The following is a 658-nucleotide window of genomic DNA, read 5'->3' as shown; positions in this document are numbered from 1 at the left end:
CGAACGGAATATACATAATCCAACTCTCTGGACGATAGAACGTTTAGCAAAATCATTCGGCATGGAGCCAGATGAATTAGTCCAAGAAGCCAAAATAGATAGCCAGAACCAAGACTAAACAGGCAGCACCCCACCTTCAAGGAGGCAGCGACATGAAGTACTTCATCTTATATATCTCATACTCTCCCGACTTCACCCAGGAACTTTATATCAAAAGCAAGTCCATGGAGCACCTCCTTGAACGCATTGGACGCTATTCCGACGGCTGCCTCGCAACAAGCCAAGGCAACATCAACACAAAGCAAGTCCTATCCATCTATGCAAGAGAAATCAATCCCAGTCAACTCCGCTTAAACAAAACCAAATTCGCCACCATAATCGAAAACAAAAGTTATAGCACACACGATTTAGAATAGTACTCTACCAACACGTAATCAACCAACAGAGCAAAAAACCAGATCAGAACCCTTCCCGACCTGGTTTAGATTGTGTATTTGAGATCTACGTTGTCTCCTACTATTCGGACAAATAAAACTATCAATACCCAGACAATCTGACCGTCAGCAAACTATTCCGACAAACAAAGAGACCCAGAAATCGGCCACTCCTCGGAAATTCGTAACACGAAAGGAGTAAAAGGTACGTCCCCTTGCTTCTT

The 658-nt window shown here is 43.5% G+C and carries 1 protein-coding gene; it reads left to right on the top strand.

Annotation, left to right across the window (positions count from 1 at the left end; all coding sequences use genetic code 11):
* Window positions 1-152 precede the first annotated feature (152 nt).
* Complete coding sequence (locus tag JCM21738_RS22030) at window positions 153-416, top strand: hypothetical protein (protein ID WP_023627805.1); 264 nt, start codon at window positions 153-155, stop codon at window positions 414-416.
* The last annotated feature ends 242 nt before the right edge of the window (window positions 417-658 follow it).

It is taken from the genome of Mesobacillus boroniphilus JCM 21738, from assembly GCF_000517385.1.
GTDB lineage: Bacteria > Bacillota > Bacilli > Bacillales > Cytobacillaceae > Mesobacillus > Mesobacillus boroniphilus.
This window is presented reverse-complemented; position numbering and strand designations above follow the sequence as displayed.

Excerpts from the sequence above, each read along its gene's own strand:
- JCM21738_RS22030 (WP_023627805.1), top strand. The coding sequence starts at position 153 with ATGAAGTACTTCATCTTATATATCTCATACTCTCCCGACTTCACCCAG.